The sequence below is a fragment of the Sporosarcina sp. FA15 genome (genome assembly GCF_051550195.1).
GTDB classification, from domain to species: Bacteria; Bacillota; Bacilli; order Bacillales_A; family Planococcaceae; genus Sporosarcina; species Sporosarcina psychrophila.
The window spans coordinates 730,549-748,964 of the sequence record NZ_CP188818.1 but is presented as its reverse complement, the minus strand read 5'-3'; the positions used below and the strand labels follow the sequence as shown (position 1 = coordinate 748,964).

Sequence of the window (18,416 nt, the reverse complement as noted above, 5' to 3'; positions counted from 1 at the left end):
ATTTTCCTCCTATTGTCCACTAATTGTGAACGTCCATTGATTTTGCGAAAGTGTCTCTTCAACTGTAATGTTTCCGAGTGCCACCGGTTCTAACAGATTTTTTTTCATGTGGGCATGCACAGTAATCGTAATTGACCAACTTTCGGCTGTTGCCTGCACATCGATCTGCGTTTCGTACTCAGAAGTCGGGTCCAATGTTTTTTCAGCTTCACTAAACATTCGTTCTAAATAAGTTACAACTGCCGCATCATCAGCTTCCCGGATTCCGGATGCTATTGTACACGTCATCGTTTTTGTAAAAGCACCATATAGCCAGTCGAACGTAGTGAGCCATATCTCAACGGCTGGAAGTCCGAGCCTTTCTAATAATGCCACTTCACGCATACGATTGGTTGCTTCCAAGATCTTTTGTTTTGCTTCCGGTAGTTTATCAAGATCGATATAGAGCAAGACTAATTGAAGTTCATTTAAAAAATCATGTCTTGCAAATTTCAGCGCTTCCGCCGTGGTAAGTTTACTGTTCCCCATTCCCATTCACCGCCAACAATTTTCATGTATATAGTATAGCATCTGTTGCCTAGAAATGCGCAAGACGCCGTTTAGACGCTAAAAGCGCTGGAAGGCTTGAACATAAAGGCACTCTTTGCTTTTTCATCAAGTAAGAGGGATGCAGTTCTAATCCCTTTCCACTGAAGCGATGCGAGCAGCTGGCGCCCAGACAACAATCTAAGTAGAAAAAACACATTTTCTTCTCTCGGAAAAAAAGAAAAAGGACTGCATATTCGTATGCAGTCCTTTCTGTCGTACGTATATTAAGCTTCCTGAACTTCAGGGTATACGCTAACTTTCTTTTTGTCACGACCAAAACGTTCGAAACGAACGACGCCGTCAACTTTTGCGAAAAGAGTATCGTCACCACCGAGACCGACGTTTTCACCTGGATGAATTTTCGTTCCGCGCTGACGATAAAGGATTGAGCCGCCAGTAACAAACTGTCCGTCCGCGCGTTTTGCGCCAAGACGTTTCGAGTGAGAGTCACGACCGTTCCGAGTAGAACCTACCCCTTTTTTCGATGCGAAAAACTGGAGATCTAAACGTAGCATGTATGCCACCTCCTACTATTTAAGAATAATTTTTATATGTTGCCCATAGTCATTTTCAATCGTCTGCAATGAAACAATCATCGCCTTTACAATCAACTGTGTATCGTGATCGTTTTCTTCAGTTTCAGGAAAACTGACTTTCAAATAGCCACCGTCAGATCCTTGTTGAATCTCAGGGGTTTTGCCTGTAAGTGCAATAATTGCATTGACAGCACCAAATGATACTGCAGATGCAGCTGCACAGACAAGGTCTTTTCCGTATTCTGCAAAATTAGCGTGGCCTGTCATCTCAAAAGAGTTGATACGACCGGATGATTGTTTCTTGATGATGATCTTGATCATGCCGGCTTACAGGTTAATACCGTCAATGACGATTTTAGTGTATGGCTGACGATGACCTTGTTTTTTGTGATAGTTCTTTTTCGGCTTGTATTTGAAAACAGTGATTTTTTTAGCACGGCCCTGTTTAACAACAGTTCCTGTAACTGTAGCGCCTTCCACGAATGGAACGCCTACTTTCACGTCTTCTCCACCTACGAATAGAACTCTGTTGAAAGTGACAACTTCGTCAGCTTCACCAGCTACTTTTTCAATGTAGATTTCCTGGCCTTTTTCAACTTTGATCTGTTTTCCACCAGTTTCAATAATTGCGTACATACTTGCACCTCCTCTATAATTACAGACTCGCCTTCCAAGGTGATCCGTACGGATACTTGTACCTTATCAGCGCGGTTGTAGCACGGGTGCTACAAACAATAACATTTGAATATTACCACGTATATTTAATTACGTCAACCTATTTAATTTTATTTCTGCAAATGCTTTTTCATATTTTCGGAACCGAAAAGCGGAAATGTTTTGAAGCAAGAGGAACGTTGCCAGGAGAATGTAGGGCAATGTCTTAGGTATATCAATTGATAATAGGATAATACTAGCGCAAAGAAGTAGAATTGAATGCAGCAAAACGAGCGAGCGTGTGCGATAAACGGAACCTTCTGTTTCGAGCAGCGCACATATTGCCTGTCCACCATCAAGCGGTAGAATGGGAAGTAAGTTAAGCACTAGCAATGCAACTTGAATCCGGATAACTTGGTCGTCACCCGGAAATGGAATCCAAATCGCCATTAATAATAGGAGCAACGTTGCTAAAGGACCGCTGAGCGCGACGAGGAGACGATCTCTTCTTGGTGCCATATGTTTATTCCAAATAACGATTTCGCCACCGTAAGGCATGATTGTACAAGATCGTATGCGCATTCCAGTAAGATAGGCAGCAAGGAGGTGCCCAGCTTCATGAATCAGAAGCGAAATAAAGATAATGGCATAGATCGAAATGCTGCCGGTCATGATTAAAAATAGAAAAAAAGGCAAAAGAACAGGATGAAGCTTAAATTTCATTGTTCCCCGCCCGAAAGATATGTCGGCAAAAGCGACGCATCCATTTTCACACCATCACGCTTTACCTTCAGATAAATCGCCCCCTCATCCATTAGCGCCAGCGTGTCCCCTTTTTTCACAGCTGTATACGGCAGTTTGACAACTTTTCCAACGTAACCATACGTCACTTCATCCCCACTATCATATAACACCGTAACGGTTTTCCCCGATTCGCGGGTGAAACCTGTAAAAATGACAAGCCCGTTCTCTTGCGCATCAATCGTTAACGGTTGTGTATAGGATACAATCACACCCTCTTTATATGGCTGCATTGATTCATACGCGGAAAAAGGGTCTTCCTGATGGGGATCTGCCATGACCGCGATTTGGTCAGCAGCCGGATCTTTAATTATTGTTGCCACCCATTTTTTCATCGCTATAAAGTCCTTGCCAGACGTGACATACTGCGTAACAGGTTCCCGTATCACACCCGCATCCTCCAACTTCGCCACACCAATCACCCCGAGCGTCAACACAATTGCCATCATCCACTTCGTTCTCCATTTCAACCGGTCACACCACCCGTTTTTTTTAGTATATGACGTAGGTGGGGGGAATATTATGGGCGGTTGAACGGAATTTATCGAAAGTGGGGTCCGTATAGTTCTATTTCTGCGAGAAAAGTTGGGCAGCAAATACCCGTTACCTCTCTTTGGTTGCAACTTTTTGGTTCTAATTGCAACTAGCGAGTTTTAACTGCAACTCCGGGATTTCAATTGCAACTTTCGAATTCTAATTGCAACTAGTCAAACCTAATTGCAAACCTCCTATTTCAACAACTATTTTTTCAACTCTTCCCGAATAAATTCCGATAATAGATGTTTTTCATCTCTAATTTGAAATAATCTATACCTTGTCTTCGCTTTTTTTATTTCAGCATTATTATTAAGAACACGTATCGCAAAGTAAATGGAGTCGTGCTGCATGAATTCAATCGCACTTCTACTCGTAATTTCCGGTCCAAATAATAAACGATATTCCTGTAGGGTATTGAGATGAGCATCACGTGATTCCTTTCCGCATTTCCCACAACACCATCGCGAATGCTTTCTTAGCATTGGAATGTAATCACACTTTGGACATCTGACCCCTTTCTTCACTTTATCAACCGAAATATTATAATAGTCAACGATACTAAATGGTTTTTCTAGTCTATCTTCGGTCAAAAGCTCAAATGCCAAACGCTTGCATATTTCATTCGCGATCACACGTTTAGTACGACTCTCTAAAAATTCGATATATTCCACCAGTGAATCAATCGGAATCGTTTTCCAGTTTTCCGATGCTTGCATAACGATCCCCGCACGGCTAACGAATACGATAAGTCCATTGGCGGACATCTCGACCCCTATATTACGAAGAAATGAATTGATAATAGTTGTCGACCGACTTAGCTGCGCTTCCGGGTTCCTCATTCCTTCCTTTTTCCCCTTCGTCGTTCAGCCTATAAAAATGTTTATTAACGGGATCAAAATAAAATTCCCCCCGCATATTTTTTATTTCTATTACTAAAATGAAATTAGGATGTATAAGTAATGTATCAATTTGAACTTCCTTTTTTCCAACCTTGATATTCAGATTCTGCAAAACGTAATAGGGCATCTTTAGTTCAAGCTCTTTCAAATAATTATCAACTTTCAATTCACCCGCAAATCCCGCTCGACTATTTTTATAATCAGACTTAATTCTTTTAAACATTTCATCGGATTCCGATATACGTGAAACAAGCGATGCTAGCCCTGCAAAAGCCCCTGGAATACCTCGTTTTTTAATTATCAATCAAAATCTCCTCCTATTTTGAATTTCTCATTGAAAAAGTATCGATTTCTAACTTCAATCGCGGAACCCAATTCATTTACTATCGCTAATTGCAACTCTCAATGCTTAACTTCAACTCTTGAAACCTAATTGCTACAATCCACGTTTAATCGGAACTTTCGAATTGTAATTTCAACTCTTCCATTTTCACCACCTAAAATTCACAAAAAACCCCCAACACAAAAAATATGTGCAAGGGGTTTTAGGGTTATTTCACAAATATCGATTTAAGTTTACCGAAGAATCCAGGTTTTCCCGTGGTAAGAGACATAAGCGGAACTGATTCGCCGAGGATACGGCGCGCAATGTTACGATAGCCAATTGCTGCAGGATTCGCTGGATCCATGACGACGGGCTCCCCTTTGTTTGAGGAGGTGATGACGTTCTCATCGTCTAGGATGATGCCGAGCAAGTCGATAGACAAGTGTGTCGTAATATCGTTGACATCAAGTGCATCTCCGCTATTCATGAGATGCCGTCTGATGCGGTTGATGATCAGTTTCGGGGGTTCTATGTCTTCCTGTTCAAGCAAACCAATGATTCGATCGGCGTCACGAACGGCCGAAATTTCAGGAGTCGTAACGACAATGGCACGGTCAGCACCAGCAATGGCATTTTTGAAACCTTGTTCGATTCCAGCCGGACAGTCAATCAATATATAATCATAATCCCGTTTCAGTTCAGTAACCAAGTTTTTCATCTGTTCAGGATTGATTGCGTTTTTATCAGTAGTCTGAGCAGCCGGTAATAAAAAGAGACCGTCCTCGAAACGTTTATCCTTCACGAGTGCCTGTTGAACTTTGCAGCGTCCTTCAATAACATCCACTAAATCATAGATGATACGGTTTTCAAGGCCGAGAATGACGTCAAGATTACGGAGGCCGATATCAGTGTCAATCAGACACACTTTTTTACCTTGGAGAGCCAGTGCAGTTCCAAGATTTGCGGATGTCGTCGTCTTGCCGACACCACCTTTACCAGATGTTATTACGATTGCTTCTCCCAAACTAGCTTCCTCCTTTGAATGATGACAGACCAGGCCGAAGAATCCGGAGTTCCTGCAGACGGTCGATGGCAATGAAGCCGTTCGGATGCAAATAAGCACATTCCATTTCCGGTTGTTCCGACAAAATCGTTAACTCATCCGTCATCGTTTCCATTTTGTCCGCGATTATAAGATGTGTTGCTTCAAGCCAAGAAGCCGCGATCACAGCCTTCGTATTGCCGCTCGATCCTGCATGAGCGATCCCCTTCAGTCTACCAAGTACATAAATGCTGCCCGCAGCGACGACGCGGCCATTGGGATTCACGTCACCAATGACAACGAGATCCCCTTCTGCCTGCACAACTTGACCCGATCGCACGATGCCGATGTAGGTTTCAGATTGATTTTCAAGTACTTTTCTATTGCATTCTTCCATCGTGATAACATCACTTTGGATTTTTGATACACGTAAATTTGGAGAATCATGAATCGCGTTCATTATCTCTCGCAATTCTTCTTCATTGCAGTAGCGACTACCCGTATGAACCTGCACTTCCGCAAGTCCTTCCAAGCCGTCTTCCTCCACTTTTCTGCGGAGCTCGGCAATCATGTCCGAATAAGCGCATTTGTCGTCAAGCCGAAGAACAAGACCGTCTTTTGTCCCTTTTATTGTTACATATTGCTGTTTCGTCATTTGCGTCACCCCGCATTTTCTTTTACAAAGTTTCGCCCTGTCGCTCTACTACTCTTTTATAAATAAGTGTTTTGAAAAACCAACCGAACATACCAACGAATATGGAGTTGGCAATTATCGTTGGAATAAGTCTCCCTGTAATGAATTCATCCAATCCAATAGATGTCAATGAAACGAGACTAGCAAAAAAGTATGATAGTACTTCGAGCACGATAATCAGAAGTAAGGCCAAGAACATCACCGTAACAATATGGCGGTGGATTTGGCGAATAATTAGTGTTGCAATAAAGCAGATCAAAGGATAGAGAAATGCATATAATCCAATAATATCAATATGGTACATATCATACAAGAGTCCAAGCACAATTCCGTAAATGATTGCATGTTTTCTACTGTAATAGACAGCTATAAAAATAAGGTACACGATAACAAACCGCGGAACAAGCGTATAGCTATCACTACCAATGTTCACCGGTGAAAACAGACTGAATACAGGCTCTAGGAAAAACAACAATACGGCAATAAGAGGGATGACGGATCGGATCATGATCCATCCTCCCCCTCAGTATCCGCAGAGCTGTCCCCGTCTGTCCCCTGAACAATGGATGAGCGCTTAGCAATGATAACATGGTCCAACAACGAAAAGTCCGCTGCCGGCCGGATATATGCCAACTTCGTCAGTCCATAATCATCTGTCGATACTTCTGTTACTTCTCCAATTAAAAGCCCTTTCGGAAAAATACCACCAAGACCGGATGTTATGACTTTCTGACCGACTTTGACTTCGAAACTAGAGTCAATACGTTTCATAATAAGCTCACTGCGTTTAATGTCGTACCCCTCGATAAGTCCGTAAGTCTTTTCACCTGCAACAACTGCAGCAACACGGAAATTACGATTCTCCGTCGACAATAGCTCGACTGTGGATGTAAACTTTGTAACAAGTACAACTTTTCCAACTAGGCCATCCGCTGTAATGACCGCCATATTCTTTTCAATACCTTGATTTTCGCCCTTGTCTATGATGATTTTCTCTTCCCACTGGTCAGGGTTCCGCGAAATGACCGTCGCCTGGACCGGATCATAAATACGCAATTCATCTTTTTTGCCGACAATTTCGAGCAGGCGTTCATTTTCTGCTTTCACATCCGCCAGCTCGGCTTGTCCAGAGGCGTATTCGCTTAATCTTACTTTTAAATGTTTGTTTTCTTCATATGTATTCAAAATCCCATCAATATTCCCAATAACGTTTGTTATGTAAAGCGCCGGCTTCGAGAATAGTGACTGCCCGAAGCCGACGACATCTTTCACAACTTGTTCTGGAAGGGAGGCATTCTGCCGGTCTTTGAGGGAGAATGAAATTAATGCCACAAGGATAATGACGCCCACGAGCAGTAATATCAAACGTTTATTTGAAAAAAATCGCGGCATTGCCCATGTCCTCCCTTACTTATCTACCTTGCATTTTTTTGATCAATTCAAAATTATCAAGTGCTTTACCTGTACCGATTGCAACACAATCAAGTGGATCTTCAGCTATGAAAACAGGCATTTGTGTTTCATCAGAAATGACTTTATCAAGATTCTGGAGCAATGCACCACCACCTGTTAGCACAATTCCGCGTTCCATAACATCCGAAGATAATTCCGGAGGTGTTGTTTCAAGCGTCTTCTTCACACCATCAATGATTTGTGCAATTGACTCACGCAATGCTTCTGCGATTTCATCAGAAGAAATTTCGATTGTTTTCGGCAGACCAGTCAAAAGATCACGTCCACGAATTTCCATCTTCTGTGTATCGCCGATTACTTTTGCAGAACCAATTTCAATTTTAATAGCTTCTGCAGTCCGTTCACCGATAGTCAAATTATACATTTTGCGGATATAGCTAATAATCGCGCCATCCATTGTGTCGCCACCGACACGGATTGACTCGCTTGTTACGATGCCGCCAAGTGAAATGACCGCAACTTCTGTTGTACCGCCACCTATATCGACGACCATACTACCAGTAGGTTCCCAAACAGGTAGATTTGCGCCGATTGCAGCCGCAAACGGTTCTTCAATTGTGAACGCTTCTTTTGCACCGGCTTGACGTGAAGCATCGATAACCGCACGCTGTTCAACGGAAGTAATTCCGTAAGGTACACAAATTAGGACGTTTGGCTTTTTCCATGCTCCGCCCGACGTTTTCGTTGCCTCTTTCATGTAATGCTCAATCATTGCTGTCGTAATTTCAAAATCAGCAATGACGCCGTCTTTCATCGGGCGTGTTGCCACGATAGATCCAGGTGTACGACCAATCATATTTCTCGCAGCGCTACCGACTGCTACAATTTCACCAGTATGTGTATTTTTCGCTACTACTGAAGGCTCTCTGAGGACAATGCCTTTTCCTTTAATGAAAACTAATGTATTTGCTGTGCCGAGGTCAATCCCGACATCTCTAGATCCAAATCCAAACAATTGTGTTCTTCCTTTCTGCTAAACCGTTAATTACGGCATTCATGAAATCATACACCATAGTATAACGGATAGAAGAGCAAATTCACAGCGTCACATGTACCCTTATTCATTTTTCGTGCCATTCGAAGCATTATTTCAGAATAAATTTACATATATCCCTTCTCTTTCAGGCTTAAAAACTGGTGATCTCCAATGATAACGTGGTCGAGAACTTCGATGCCCATAATCGAACCCGCTTCAATTAATCTTTTCGTTACTTCGATATCTTCTGGAGATGGTGAGGGGTTTCCACTCGGATGATTATGCGCAACTACAATTGACGCGGCAGACCGCTTTACTGCTTCGCGAAAAATTTCACGCGGATGAACTATGCTGGAGTTGAGGCTACCGATAAAAATAGTCTGTTTATGAAGGACCTCATTTTTAACATTCAAAAAGAGCACTACGAAATGCTCTTGATTGAGTGAGGCCATATCCGTCATTAAATAGGCAGCTGCATCTTCCGGGGATCTTATCGTGTATCGTCCCTCTGAATGCTTACGATACATCCGCTTGCCAATCTCTGCGGCAGCAAGAATTTGGACAGCCTTCGCCTTACCGACTCCTTTTACCAGCATCAGTTCTTCAATCGTAGCGTCTTTCAAGTCTTGGATTTTATCGAATGAGGATAAGATTCGGTTAGCAAGAACAAGAACAGATTCCTGTTTTGTACCTGTGCGTAACAATATCGCAATCAGCTCTTGATTGGACAAACTTTCCGCACCTTGTCTGATGAGTCGTTCACGTGGCCTGTCCGCAATATGTACATCGCGAATCATCATTTTGGGCTGAAGATCAATTGTCAATGAATGATACACCACCATTCAATTCCATAAAGCCCAACTTCCGCATATACTCAGTTAACTTCGCAATTGGCAATCCCATAACATTGTAGTAATCACCATCAATTTTATCCACCAATAATGCGCCAGCCGTCTGAATACCGTATCCGCCAGCCTTGTCCATTGGATCTCCGGATTTCACATATGCGTTAATCAACATATCATCAAGTTCACGAAAAGTAACTTTTGTCTGGACGGAAAATGTACATATTTTATCATCCATAAATACTCCAACGCCTGTTATAACTGAATGCGTTTTCCCTGAAAGCTCTTTTAAAAATACTTGCGCTTGTTCTTTACTTTCAGGTTTCGAATATAATTTGCCTTCATGCACAACAATCGTATCCGCTCCGATTACAATACAATTGGGCTTATCATTCGCTACTGCCTGCGTTTTCATCGCGGCAAGTTGCCGTGCATAGCCTTCAAAGTCGTCATTTTCTACAGCTAAATCCTCAGCCACATTGCTTGGCACGACTGTAAACGGGAAGCCAAGCAAACTTAGAATTTCTTTCCTGCGCGGAGATGCTGAAGCTAGAATAACTGGTTTAACAACTGTAAATTTCATTAGTAATTCCCCCTTTAGCCAATCATACTGGATAAAAGGATTTGTGAAAATTGTCTCAAAATCCTCACAACTCAAATCCGTCCCCTTTTCAAGCCTCAAAAAGTGATTTTAACGCAGTTTTCTGTATGTGAATACTGGGAAAGAAGAAGCAATCTAACGACACGTAAATCCTTCGTAAATGTTGTAATGGTGGTAATATTCTTGTAAAAACCTTTTGTCTTATCATCATCTTTCCCCTCCTTTGTAGTTTCGTCCAAATTATTAATTTTGGCTATTTCTGTTTGCATGAGGACCTCACGCAATTTCCCTGCACCGATTGCCCCGCAGGATGAGGTATCTGCCCTGAATGTTTTCCGATAAGTACCTTCAGACTCACTAGAATCAATCTCATTTTCCGTCAATCCAACAGCGGTCCAAACTAAGTATTTATCGGCCGCCTTTATAACGGCCGCTTTCGATAGAGTTGGATCTTCTGCAATAAATAGAGTTGCAGATTCCGAGGACGAGAATGCCCCATGCTGTTTTGCAAATAATTGTAACGGCTCTTCATCAGGCTTTGCTGAATTTTCAACAGGTGCTGGACCCGATGCGGCTAATTCTTTGCCACTGGTCTTTACATCGTCTTTCCCTTTGGTCCCAGCAAGTAGTAGACCAATCACTGCAACAGCTGCGACACCTATGAGGACACCGTGAAGCATCGCCATGAAAACTGTCCCTTTCGAATAACGTTTTCCGAATTTCATTGCTGACCACCCCGTTTTAAGTTTATCTAGCGCCTAGTTGCTTGGGGCATAAGTCTGCCCTAACCAAGGTACTTTTATAGTTAACGGTATCAGAGTGGACATGAAAAAGAACAAGACGTATGTCGCCTTGTTCCAATAAATTTATCGACTTAATAGAATAGATTGCCATACCAAGCGACAAAATCAGCTCCCCAGAAATAAGAGATGACAGCAGCCACTGCAATCGAGGGACCGAATGGGATTGGTGTTTTTCGTCCTTGCCCTGTCCGTTTTAACACGATAAGCCCAACAATAGACCCGATGAACGCCGCCAAAAACAGTGTCACAAGTGTATTCGTCGTACCCAGCACAAGACCGATAACGAAAAACAACTTGATATCCCCGCCACCCATTCCACCTTTCGACACAACTGCGATGAGATAGAGTACTCCAAAGCCCACTATAGCCCCAAGGAAGCTATCCCACCAAGGTTCAAGGGGAATGATTAACCGCAGTCCGATAAGCACTATAGCGAACGGCAACAATACCTTATTAGGGATAAGCATATACGCGATGTCCGACACTGTAATGATGACAAGAAGCGACATGAATAAAATTGCGACGACCAGTTCTGAACTGAAACCGAGCATATAAAATGATAAAGCGAACAACACACCTGTCACAAATTCCATGAACGGATAAATAGGGCTGATTTTTGAACCGCATCTTCTGCACTTCCCCTTTAGGAAGATATAGGAAAAGACCGGAACGAGGTCAAGAACTCCCAGTTTTCGGTCACATGTCGTGCAATGGGAAGGCGGTGACACAATTGATTCCTTTTTAGGAACTCTTAGACCCACAACGTTGAAGAATGAGCCAAAAACGATTCCATAGATGAAAAACAGGCTTGTGATTACAATCGTCATTTGGTATCCCCTGCTTCCACGCCATCATTGAAAGGTGTCGGATCGATTTTCTCACTAGGCGGAGGTGCATCTATTTTCGGGACCTCGTGCTGTAAACCTACTAAATCAGGACGATAAAAAGCGGAAAACGCCACCGTCATCTCTATCAGCCCCTCGTCTAATTGCTGGTCACGAATTTCAACAGGTACATTGATACTGATGGAATCAACGATAAAAACGCGCTCCATCTTCTCAATTTCATCGACGAATTTTTCAATCCCCGTGTACGAATCGGATTGAAGCACCACTTCAGTCAACAACTGGTTAATATTCTCAACATTTTCAACAGGATTTTCTATGATAAATTCGCCTTGCGCAAATGTTATGTCTTGTACTAGGGTGCTAGATTTTATTTCCGCTTTGCCGATTTGGAGAAGTACGGCATCTTCTAATGGCATTGACGGTACTTTACGCTGCAATGGCTGCGAACTGGTCGTATCAGTTTGCCCCTTAGCCGCGGACTGCTTACGAAGAGCAAACAACACGTCCCGCTCATTGGAAGTCGTGAGCTTCATCTGCTCATTCGTATCTTTAACAGGTACATACACTTTGAAATAAGAATAGGCTGCAAGTGAAATGAATAACAAAACGGAGAGGATGACTAGGACTATTTCTTTTTGGCGTTTCGTCAAATTAGTCACCCGTATCATCTCCCTCATCCGAACTTTGTGCCTCGTCAACTCCAGCTGTCCCCTCGACCGCAATCCGTTGATCAGTAAATAAGATTGAATAGGTAGCAATAAAACGCGGCAGAACATCAGTTGCTGGATTAGTTTCTTCAGTCGATACATTTTCAACTTTCACAGAATCAAGATGAATCTCTGATATGACCTGTGATGATTTTAATCGCGTGTAATAATATGCACTGTCTGGTTTTGTGTCGAATTGGACTATAACAGTTGCCAAATTGGGACCCGTAAAATCAAACGTTTGGAAGAATCCTCGTTCTGGCAATAAATTTATAAGTTCATGTAAAAGAGGAACTGTATCAAACTGATAGTTCTCTGCCCAATCTACAGTCGATGCGAGCAACCTTTTCTCGTCACCTGAGTCGGTTTTCTGAAGCTCAGAACGGATTTCCTCTTGATTTTGCTGTAGAACTATCAGCTGCTGCTCAAGCGTTTCCGTCTCTTTTGCTAGACTATTAGAAAGCATGAATAATGCCAACCAAAAAAGAACAGCTGCACCTAGAATAGCCAGTGCAGCGATGAGGAGCGTCGACCGCTCCTTCTCTTTTTCAGGTAATAGATTAATATCGACTAACATGACTACACCTCTTTCAATGCCAACCCGATTGTTCTGTTGAAGCGCGCTGGCAGCTCTTCCCCGGTCGCAAGTTGTAAAGGCTTCTTAACCAATACATCTGCTTTGACGTTCAGCCGTTCTCTGATTCCGGAAAGGAGGGTATCCATTTGGGAGTACTCCCCATTCACGAGAAGATGCGTGATGGAAGCGGCACCGTTCCACATATTATAGCGATAAAAATTAATGAGTTTTTCTAACTCCATAACAATGGTCGATGGCGTGACATTGCCCACTTTAACAGTCATATCTGTCACAACGGATAAATCCGTCGAGTTTTCCAAATCAACTGGTCGCATAAAGAGTGGGAAATGCTCATGGAAAATAGATACCGTCAGTTTACCATCTTTCAAATCAGCTAAAAGAACATGTTCTTTACCCGTGAATGAGTGCTGTTTATACGCAAGACGATATAAGGCAAGTGGTGTGATATCAGCCGTTATCGGATTTAATTTCACGTCTTTCAAAACCTCTTCGTAACGGTTTAGTACACTTTCTTTTGAGGCAATGATAATCGCTTCGTTCGTTTCGGTATTGGGTAAGTAAGGGACGACATCGAAGACAGGATCATCGAACGGGAGATAGAGTGTTGAACCAATCTCAATGAAGAAATGGCCCTTCAATTCGTCCGTCATGACATCGTCGGGGTATGGGACTTTGCGGATAATAACATATTGATCCGGGGCGAGGAATTGGACGGATCGTTTGGAGATTCCCCACTGTTCAATCGCCCCGTCCAATATCGTCGCAAGCGTTTCGGAATCGACAATCTTCCCCTCCACAACGACGTTCGGAGGAAGGGAAACTTCCTCCGCAACATCGATAACGAGCGGATCAACCGATTTCAGCCGAACAAACCGGACTGCATTTTCTTCAATTGTCATGGATTCTGTGCGCTTGCGGCGGGTGAATATGGACATGGGCATTGGAACAGCTCCTAAACAATATAATTATTAATAATTAAGTTGGAACATCTGTAGCAGCATTGTTTTCAATTGCAGTAATGCCCGTCATGGTCTTATCAGTAATTACTAACTGTTTTTTACCGTTTTTGCCTGTCCCAGTAAATGTGTTTCCTCCTGCTGCCTTTTTAATGTTAACATCTGCTGCATCCTTGAATGAACCTGCATCATCAATGAATTTTCCAGTTTTTAATTCTTCTAGAGTTACGGCAGTTTTATCTGAATTTTCCACAAAATACAGATTACCTGCAGAAAGAATATTTTGAGCATCAGCTTTTATTGCTTTCACTCTAGAGTTATCAATAATCCCACCAATCGAAGGAATCGCAATCGCCGCAATAATCCCCAAAATAACAATAACAGCCAATAACTCGACTAGCGTTAATCCTTTTTCATTGTTCAAACGTTTTTTCAAAAGTTTCTTCATGTCTGTTTCCTCCCTTTTTTCATCTTCTTATTCTACTTACATCTTAATTATACCTAATTCTACAAAATATGAAACTACTATATCGATAATTTATACGTCTTTTTTACTAATTATTGAAATTAACCCTTACATTCCGTCTATGTTATTAAACATTTCGAACATCGGCATCATTATAGCCAAGACTATAGTCCCGACTAATCCAGCCAACAGCACAATCATCAAAGGTTCTATCAAGGCTTTCAACCGATCCGTCGCAGCTTCCACTTCTTTCTCGTAAAAATCGGCAACTTTCGCCAACATCGCGTCTAAAGACCCTGTTTGCTCACCAATTGCAATCATATGGGGAATCAGCGGTGGAAACGCCCAGTGCCCATTCATCGGCTCCGTCAACGAACCGCCCCGTTCCAATGACTCTCTTGACTTTGCAATCACCCTAGAAATGACTTCATTTTCTACTATCTTTTCGGTCATGGACATCGCTTGTAAAATTGGAACAGAACTCGCAAACAACGAACTTAACGTCCGCGTCATGGTTGCCAAAACAGATTTCTTCATGATGTCACCAAATATTGGTAGTCTTAAAAGAAATGTATCTAACAAAAGCTTACCTTCTTTATTTCTTTTCATCATCCAAATCCCACCGACGACAATCACCGCGAATAAAACCAGCAAGTACCAGTAAGTGGTCACAAAAGTACTCGCGTTCATAACGAAGCGCGTAATCCAAGGTAACTCTCCTCCGAAACTGGCAAACATATCGACAAACATAGGAACGATGGTCGTCAATAAAAAGATGACAACTCCAATTGCCAAAATTGCGACGACTAATGGATAAGACATCGCAGACACAACCTTTTGCTTGAGCTGATGTGATTTTTCAAAATGATCAGCCAGAAGATCAAGTGAATCATCAATCGTACCGGACATTTCGCCTGCCCGAATCATATTGACGACGATTGGTTCGAACGCTTTCGGGTGTTTTGTGAATGCCCCTGATAATGAACCGCCCCCACGTAAATCATCGTTTACCGTTATAAGTATCTTTTGAAACGGTTTCGATTCAACTTGTAGCGCGAGAATCCGAATAGCATCAATGATTGTAACACCCGCCCTAAGAAGCGTTGAAAATTGACGGAGGAACATAATTAAATGTTCTCGTTTCACCGGTTTTCCGATGACGATTTCTTTTGTCAGCGCAGTTTCTGCTTGCACAGTTAAGTTCGTCACACGGATTCCCTGACTTTTTAATTTTATAGCAGCTTCCCGCTTGTCCACTGCCACAATGACACCTGTCCGGATTGCTTTAGCATCGCGTCCTTCATACTTGAAACGAGCCATCGTTACTCATCACCTTCTAAATGCGGCGTGGCGGTATCATATGAAATGATCCCTTGATCGAGGAAGGTGCGGACGGAAGATGCCATCATATGCATACCTGCCGCACGGTTTGTTTGAATGACAGTTGGAATCTGATGGACTTTCTCTGTCCGTATCAAGTTAGCAATAGCTGGATTATTAATCATTACTTCCGTAGCAGCACGTCGTCCTTTGCGGTCAGCTGTCTGGAGTAATCGCTGTGAAATAACGGATGTTAAAACGCCAGCAAGTTGGACACGAATTTGCGACTGCTGACCATGTGGAAATACGTCAATAATCCGGTCAATAGTCGATGCCGCACTCCATGTATGAAGCGTAGCCAGAACAAGGTGACCCGTTTCGGCTGCAGTGATTGCAGTCGATATTGTTTCCAAATCTCGCATTTCCCCAACAAGGATGACATCCGGATCCTGCCGCAACGCAGCACGTAACCCCGATGTAAATGAAGCAGTGTCAAATCCTATTTCCCGCTGATCAATAATCGATGTACCATGCGCATGCATATACTCAATCGGATCTTCCAACGTAATGATGTGTTTGTGCATTGTTTCATTCATATATTTGATCATCGCTGCAAGTGTCGTCGATTTACCCGATCCCGTCGGCCCTGTCACAAGGATGAGTCCTTGCTGCGTCTCCGCCAACACTTTTAACGTTTCTGGCAATTGCAAGTCATCGATTGTCGGTATTATCGTTGGTATCGTCCGAAAAGCAAGTGATATAGAACCGCGTTGCTGAAATGCGTTGACACGAAAACGAGCCGCTCCCGGGACTTCATAGGAATAATCGATTTGGCCATGCTCCACAAAGTCTGGGTACATCTTGCCTGGAATCGTCAATTGTGCGACTGATTCAGTAAATTCTTTATCAACCAACACATCGCCATAGCGTTTTAAATCCCCGTGAACCCTGAATATCGGAGGCACGCCTACCGTTAAATGAATGTCTGAAGCATTTAACTTAAACGCCGTCTTTAGCAGCTCATCAATCTTCCTGTTCATTTACAAAACCCCTATTCAATCAATCAATCAATCAATGCGACGCGCAATACTTCTTCTGTCGTCGTAATTCCTTGTTTTACTTTTAATAAACCATCATCCATCAAAAACATTGTCTTATTGCGAATTGCAATTTCTCTCAAATCCGCGGTCGTTCCGCCTCTATTAATAACGTCTCGCATTTCATCATTCAAAACGAGCACTTCGTGAATTGCAATCCGTCCGCGATACCCAGTCATATTGCATACCGCACAGCCGGAACCTCTTATCACTTTTTCAATCGGAATACCCCGCTTCGCAAAAATCTCTACTTCGCGGCTAGATGCAGCCATTTCCCGTCCACAATCTCGACAAACACGGCGGATGAGCCGTTGAGCGATAACAGCATTTAGCGATGAAGTTACGAGAAACGGTTCGACACCCATATCTAACATCCTTGTAATCGTAGCAATCGAATCATTCGTATGGATTGTACTAAGAACTAAATGACCAGTTAATGATGCCCTAATGGCAATTTCAACTGTTTCACGGTCACGTATTTCCCCGACCATAACGATATCTGGGTCTTGTCTCAATATCGACCTTAGGCCTGCCGCGAATGTTAATCCGACATTCGGGTTAACTTGTATTTGGTTTACCCCTTCTAGCTGGTACTCAACCGGGTCTTCTACTGTAATTATATTCACTTCTTCTTTGTTCAATTTATTAAGCGCAGCATAAAGCGTTGACGATTTCCCCGATCCAGTAGGTCCTGAAATGAGGACAATTCCATTAGGTTTTTCGATTTGTTCAAGGAACCGGTCTAGATTCAACTTATTGAAACCAAGTTTCGTCAGATCGTTCAAAGAACTACTAAGGTCCAAAATACGCATGACGATTTTCTCACCGTAGACTGTCGGTAGTGTGGAGACACGAAGATCAATCGGTCGAAAATCTACATTCGTCTTGATGCGGCCATCTTGTGGTATCCGGTGTTCTGTAATATCTAGATTTGCCATAATTTTAATACGTGCACTAATCATCGCTTGCATATGCTTCGGTAAAAACCGTTCCGATTTCAACAGACCGTCAATCCGGAAGCGTATAGCGACTTGATGCTCTTGGGGGTCGAAATGAATGTCACTGGCCTTTTGAGTGATAGCTGAAGACATGAGTTGATTGACAAGCCGAACGATTGGAGAATCCAGATCCGTCAACTCATCTTGTTGTTCTATCTGTTCAGTTGTCTGTTCGATGAAAAGCTCATCAAATGACTCCTCATCGTAATACTTTGAAATAGTCCGCATTATATCATCTTTTGACGCAATCGCAGTTTCAATATGGAATCCAGTAGACAACCGCAAATTATCGACTGTAATATAATCCATCGGATCAGACATTGCGACAAAAAGCCTGTCCCCCTCGGCTTTCAACGGAACAAGCAAATTACGTTTAGCAAATTCTTTTGGTACAACATTAAACAGTTTCGGATCAAAAGGGTATCTAAACAGATTGACGTGCGGAATGCCCAGTTGGAATTCCAATACTTCAATCAGTTGCTGTTCCGTGATAAAACCGTATTGAAGGAGCGAGTCGCCAAGTTTCTGATCGCGCGGTTTTTCACTCAATGCTGTTTGCAATTGATCATTTGTGATGAGACCAGACTCTACAAGCAAGTCACCCAGTCTTTTACGTGTAGTCGACATGCTATTCCCCCATTCTGTTCTCACG

24 protein-coding genes and 1 other annotated feature are annotated in these 18,416 nt (G+C 42.6%); all 24 genes read right to left on the bottom strand.

What is annotated here, in order from left to right; genetic code table 11:
- Nucleotides 1-9 precede the first annotated feature (9 nt).
- The 24 genes from ACP8HG_RS03600 to ACP8HG_RS03485 all read right to left on the bottom strand — a co-directional run bounded on the left by ACP8HG_RS03600 (nucleotide 10) and on the right by ACP8HG_RS03485 (nucleotide 18,391).
- A complete protein-coding gene (locus ACP8HG_RS03600; protein ID WP_067208162.1) occupies nucleotides 10-528 on the bottom strand; it encodes a Spo0B domain-containing protein in 519 nt (172 codons plus the stop codon).
- Between the two features lie 284 nt (nucleotides 529-812).
- Nucleotides 813-1,103, bottom strand: coding sequence for a 50S ribosomal protein L27 (gene rpmA, locus ACP8HG_RS03595; protein WP_067208159.1), 291 nt, complete (start codon nucleotides 1,101-1,103; stop codon nucleotides 813-815).
- 15 nt (nucleotides 1,104-1,118) lie between these two features.
- On the bottom strand, nucleotides 1,119-1,445 hold the full coding sequence (locus ACP8HG_RS03590) for a ribosomal-processing cysteine protease Prp (protein ID WP_067208156.1): 327 nt from the start codon (nucleotides 1,443-1,445) through the stop codon (nucleotides 1,119-1,121).
- A gap of 6 nt (nucleotides 1,446-1,451) precedes the next feature.
- Nucleotides 1,452-1,760, bottom strand: a complete 309-nt coding sequence (gene rplU, locus ACP8HG_RS03585) for a 50S ribosomal protein L21 (RefSeq protein ID WP_067208153.1) — start codon at nucleotides 1,758-1,760, stop codon at nucleotides 1,452-1,454.
- Between the two features lie 13 nt (nucleotides 1,761-1,773).
- Nucleotides 1,774-1,847, bottom strand: a sequence feature (ribosomal protein L21 leader region).
- A 42-nt stretch (nucleotides 1,848-1,889) separates the two neighbouring features.
- Nucleotides 1,890-2,501: a M50 family metallopeptidase gene (locus ACP8HG_RS03580; RefSeq protein WP_067208151.1), complete on the bottom strand. Its 612-nt coding sequence runs from the start codon at nucleotides 2,499-2,501 to the stop codon at nucleotides 1,890-1,892.
- Complete coding sequence (locus ACP8HG_RS03575; protein WP_156475998.1) at nucleotides 2,498-3,049, bottom strand: hypothetical protein; 552 nt, start codon at nucleotides 3,047-3,049, stop codon at nucleotides 2,498-2,500. The genes ACP8HG_RS03580 and ACP8HG_RS03575 overlap by 4 nt, the downstream gene beginning before the upstream one ends.
- A 270-nt stretch (nucleotides 3,050-3,319) precedes the next feature.
- A complete protein-coding gene (locus ACP8HG_RS03570; protein ID WP_438298196.1) occupies nucleotides 3,320-3,955 on the bottom strand; it encodes a hypothetical protein in 636 nt (211 codons plus the stop codon).
- Nucleotides 3,894-4,319 (bottom strand): nuclease-related domain-containing protein, encoded by a 426-nt coding sequence (locus ACP8HG_RS03565; RefSeq protein ID WP_438298195.1) that lies wholly within the window; start codon nucleotides 4,317-4,319, stop codon nucleotides 3,894-3,896. The genes ACP8HG_RS03570 and ACP8HG_RS03565 overlap by 62 nt, the downstream gene beginning before the upstream one ends.
- A 247-nt stretch (nucleotides 4,320-4,566) precedes the next feature.
- On the bottom strand, nucleotides 4,567-5,364 hold the full coding sequence (gene minD, locus ACP8HG_RS03560; protein WP_067208143.1) for a septum site-determining protein MinD: 798 nt from the start codon (nucleotides 5,362-5,364) through the stop codon (nucleotides 4,567-4,569).
- A 1-nt stretch (nucleotide 5,365) separates the two neighbouring features.
- Nucleotides 5,366-6,037 (bottom strand): septum site-determining protein MinC, encoded by a 672-nt coding sequence (gene minC, locus ACP8HG_RS03555; protein ID WP_067208140.1) that lies wholly within the window; start codon nucleotides 6,035-6,037, stop codon nucleotides 5,366-5,368.
- A gap of 22 nt (nucleotides 6,038-6,059) precedes the next feature.
- Nucleotides 6,060-6,584 carry a rod shape-determining protein MreD gene (mreD, locus tag ACP8HG_RS03550; RefSeq protein ID WP_067208137.1) on the bottom strand — a complete coding sequence of 175 codons (525 nt, stop codon included), beginning with the start codon at nucleotides 6,582-6,584 and terminating at the stop codon, nucleotides 6,060-6,062.
- Nucleotides 6,581-7,468, bottom strand: coding sequence for a rod shape-determining protein MreC (gene mreC, locus ACP8HG_RS03545; protein WP_438298194.1), 888 nt, complete (start codon nucleotides 7,466-7,468; stop codon nucleotides 6,581-6,583). The genes mreD and mreC overlap by 4 nt, the downstream gene beginning before the upstream one ends.
- A gap of 19 nt (nucleotides 7,469-7,487) precedes the next feature.
- Nucleotides 7,488-8,504 (bottom strand): rod shape-determining protein, encoded by a 1,017-nt coding sequence (locus ACP8HG_RS03540; protein WP_067208132.1) that lies wholly within the window; start codon nucleotides 8,502-8,504, stop codon nucleotides 7,488-7,490.
- Between the two features lie 146 nt (nucleotides 8,505-8,650).
- Nucleotides 8,651-9,322, bottom strand: coding sequence for a RadC family protein (gene radC / locus ACP8HG_RS03535; RefSeq protein ID WP_082786810.1), 672 nt, complete (start codon nucleotides 9,320-9,322; stop codon nucleotides 8,651-8,653).
- Nucleotides 9,323-9,338: 16 nt separating this feature from the next.
- Entirely contained in the window at nucleotides 9,339-9,953 is a 615-nt protein-coding gene (locus ACP8HG_RS03530; RefSeq protein ID WP_399631843.1) for a Maf family protein, read from the bottom strand.
- A gap of 95 nt (nucleotides 9,954-10,048) precedes the next feature.
- On the bottom strand, nucleotides 10,049-10,696 hold the full coding sequence (locus ACP8HG_RS03525; RefSeq protein WP_067208126.1) for a hypothetical protein: 648 nt from the start codon (nucleotides 10,694-10,696) through the stop codon (nucleotides 10,049-10,051).
- Nucleotides 10,697-10,845: 149 nt separating this feature from the next.
- A complete protein-coding gene (locus ACP8HG_RS03520) occupies nucleotides 10,846-11,601 on the bottom strand; it encodes a prepilin peptidase (protein ID WP_438298193.1) in 756 nt (251 codons plus the stop codon).
- Nucleotides 11,598-12,281: a hypothetical protein gene (locus ACP8HG_RS03515; protein ID WP_438298192.1), complete on the bottom strand. Its 684-nt coding sequence runs from the start codon at nucleotides 12,279-12,281 to the stop codon at nucleotides 11,598-11,600. Before ACP8HG_RS03515 ends, ACP8HG_RS03520 begins: the two co-directional genes overlap by 4 nt.
- A complete protein-coding gene (locus ACP8HG_RS03510; protein ID WP_438298191.1) occupies nucleotides 12,274-12,906 on the bottom strand; it encodes a PilN domain-containing protein in 633 nt (210 codons plus the stop codon). The genes ACP8HG_RS03515 and ACP8HG_RS03510 overlap by 8 nt, the downstream gene beginning before the upstream one ends.
- 2 nt (nucleotides 12,907-12,908) lie before the next feature.
- Nucleotides 12,909-13,868 carry a type IV pilus biogenesis protein PilM gene (gene pilM, locus ACP8HG_RS03505; RefSeq protein WP_438298190.1) on the bottom strand — a complete coding sequence of 320 codons (960 nt, stop codon included), beginning with the start codon at nucleotides 13,866-13,868 and terminating at the stop codon, nucleotides 12,909-12,911.
- 34 nt (nucleotides 13,869-13,902) lie between these two features.
- Nucleotides 13,903-14,331 (bottom strand): prepilin-type N-terminal cleavage/methylation domain-containing protein, encoded by a 429-nt coding sequence (locus ACP8HG_RS03500; protein ID WP_438298189.1) that lies wholly within the window; start codon nucleotides 14,329-14,331, stop codon nucleotides 13,903-13,905.
- A 126-nt stretch (nucleotides 14,332-14,457) separates the two neighbouring features.
- Nucleotides 14,458-15,669, bottom strand: a complete 1,212-nt coding sequence (locus ACP8HG_RS03495) for a type II secretion system F family protein (RefSeq protein WP_438298188.1) — start codon at nucleotides 15,667-15,669, stop codon at nucleotides 14,458-14,460.
- 2 nt (nucleotides 15,670-15,671) lie between these two features.
- Nucleotides 15,672-16,709: a type IV pilus twitching motility protein PilT gene (locus ACP8HG_RS03490; RefSeq protein WP_438298187.1), complete on the bottom strand. Its 1,038-nt coding sequence runs from the start codon at nucleotides 16,707-16,709 to the stop codon at nucleotides 15,672-15,674.
- A 23-nt stretch (nucleotides 16,710-16,732) separates the two neighbouring features.
- Nucleotides 16,733-18,391: a GspE/PulE family protein gene (locus ACP8HG_RS03485; protein WP_438298186.1), complete on the bottom strand. Its 1,659-nt coding sequence runs from the start codon at nucleotides 18,389-18,391 to the stop codon at nucleotides 16,733-16,735.
- Nucleotides 18,392-18,416: the final 25 nt, after the last annotated feature.